The sequence below is a fragment of the Sphingobium sp. genome, from assembly GCF_035511395.1.
Lineage (GTDB): Bacteria > Pseudomonadota > Alphaproteobacteria > Sphingomonadales > Sphingomonadaceae > Sphingobium.
On record NZ_DATKFP010000311.1, the window covers coordinates 1 to 2,213 of the forward strand.

At 62.2% G+C, this 2,213-nt stretch carries 4 protein-coding genes; 3 read left to right on the plus strand and 1 reads right to left on the minus strand.

The genetic code is table 11. The features are described 5' to 3' along the window. On the minus strand, window positions 1-334 hold a 334-nt coding region (locus VMR39_RS21595), incomplete at its 3' end, for a MarR family winged helix-turn-helix transcriptional regulator (protein ID WP_325418965.1). 140 nt (window positions 335-474) lie between these two features. Between VMR39_RS21595 and VMR39_RS21600 the strand changes: the two genes are divergently transcribed. The 3 genes from VMR39_RS21600 to VMR39_RS21610 all read left to right on the plus strand — a co-directional run. Then, the gene (locus tag VMR39_RS21600; protein WP_325418967.1) at window positions 475-807 is read left to right on the plus strand and encodes a hypothetical protein; all 333 of its coding nucleotides are present in this window, start codon (window positions 475-477) and stop codon (window positions 805-807) included. Window positions 808-818: 11 nt separating this feature from the next. Next, window positions 819-1,310, plus strand: coding sequence for a DUF4158 domain-containing protein (locus tag VMR39_RS21605; protein ID WP_325418969.1), 492 nt, complete (start codon window positions 819-821; stop codon window positions 1,308-1,310). Continuing rightward, window positions 1,192-2,213, plus strand: a 1,022-nt coding sequence (locus tag VMR39_RS21610; RefSeq protein ID WP_325418971.1) for a tyrosine-type recombinase/integrase, incomplete at its 3' end; no start/stop codon positions are given. The genes VMR39_RS21605 and VMR39_RS21610, both read left to right, overlap by 119 nt.

Genomic DNA, 2,213 nt, shown 5'->3' on the forward strand with positions numbered 1-2,213 from the left:
CAAGGTCACGACCTTTCGGCATGACATGGATCGTCTTGATGCGCCGGTCATCGGGAGAATCGCGCCGCTCAAGCAGGTTGGCGGCTTCGGCCTGGTCGAGAATGCGCACCATGCCGCCCGGATTGACCCCGACTTCCTCGGCCAGCGCGTTCTGCCTGACACCCTTGTCTCCATGACGGGACGCCAGAATGAGCGCCGAAATGAGCGATGCGGGAAGTCCGAAGTCGGCGAGTGCGAGACTGACTGCCTGAACCCAGACACGCCGGATCGGCTGCAAAGCGTTCGTGAGTTCAAAAAGCGTGACGGGGCTGGTTCTGGATCGGTCGCGGGGCATGCGCGGCTACCTAGTCCATCATCCGATTACGTTCAATATGCAATCATTGCCTTAACAATTAAATTGGGCAGACTGAACACGCCAGTGAGCCATGTGGTGCGCAAGATCAGCGGTTACCGGTCTTCTGACAAGAACGGCGAATGGCTCACGATGTCGGACGCGGCCGCCAAACTCGGAGTCCCGCAAGTCAAGATCCAACGCTTCCTCAGGAATGGCATATCGCCGCCGAGCAGGTCATGCGCTACGCGCCCTATCAAATCCGCTCCAGCGACCTCGAAGACGAGTGGATCAAGGCCAAACTGGCGCGCCCAATCCCGTGTCGCGCCGAAGACGACAACCAGGAATCGCTATTTTCCGACATGGCCCAGTCGGCCCCAAGCTGCGATTTTGGCCAAGTCGGAGAACGTTTTGGGAACGTGGCATTCGGTATTGACGATGGAAATCATAGAAGAGGACAGTTCGCTCCATCATAGGGAGTGGGTTGATGGATCGGAGTATTCCGGGCGGGGATTTGATCGGACGATGGAGCCTGAGCTTTGCCGATATTGATTTTGTAAATTCGAAGCCGGCCCTGACGCGCCTCGGCCTCGCCGCGCAGCGGAAATTTTTCGCTTCCCTGGGGTTTTTCGCGACCGATCCTGGCTCAATCCCTACCGATGGCCTCTCGTATCTGGCCGAGCAACTCGGTGTCGAAGCTGGCGAGATAGCCGGTTATGACTTTTCCAGTCGGACAGCACGGCGGCATTGTGCGGAGATCTTGATCCATCTTGGATATCACCGCATGAAGCGGGGGCATCGCGCGCAATTGACGGAATGGAGTGCTGGCGAGCTGTGCCCGGGCGGCCACCGAGGCGCTGATCGCCGCCTATCAGGCCGCTTCGTCGCCTCACAGCATCCGCGCGCTCAAGTCCGACATCGAAGCATTCGACAGCTGGTGTCGGCGCACCAACCGGATCGCGCTGCCGGCGACGGCTGAGACCGTGGCCGATTATCTGGATGGGGGGGGGAAGGGGAGCCGTCCAGCGTCGCTATCCCGGTACAAGGCTTCGATCGCCAAGATTCATCAACTGCTCGACCTCAAGGATCCGACGCCGGCGCCGCTGGTCAAGTTGCGGCTGCAGGCGGTGCGGCGCGAGAAGGGGGCGGCGCAGAAACAAGCGCGGCCGCTGCGGTTCAAGGGACCGGTGCGCGACGTCGAGCGCGACAAGGCGCGTGGGCTCGACATCCGCGCGCTGCTCGAGAGCTGCGAAGACGATCTGCCGGGCCTTCGCGATCGTGCATTGCTGTCGGCGGCCTATGACACCGGCATGCGAGCCTCCGAACTCGTGGCGGTAGCCGTCGAGCATATCGAGGAGGCGATCGATCCCGAAGCGCGGCTGCTGCAGATCCTGCGCAGCAAGGGCGATCAGGACGGGGAGGGGGCAACCGCCTATCTCAGCCCGCGCACCGTCGCGGCGATCACGGCCTGGACCGAGGCTGCCGAGATATCGGCCGGGCCGCTGTTCCGGCGGGTGCAGGTGCGGCGCTACAAGGCGCGCGCCGCCGTGCGCGGTCGGGCGATCGACAGCATTTCAAGCCGCGAGGCTTGGGATCTGCGCAAGACGCTCTCTAAGCCTGCCGGGAAGGCGCGCGTCGAATGTGACATCGGCAGCCTGGCGCTCCACCCACGCTCGATCGGGCCGATTTTCCGGTCGATTATCAAGCGGGCGTTCGACCTCGGCGCGCTGCCCGATCTGACAGCCGAGGATTTGGCCAGATTGCTAAAAGGGATCAGCGCGCACTCGACACGGATCGGGCTGAACCAGGATTTGTTCGCGAGTGGCGAGGATCTCGCGGGTATCATGGATGCTTTGCGGTGGAAGTCGCCACGAATGCCACT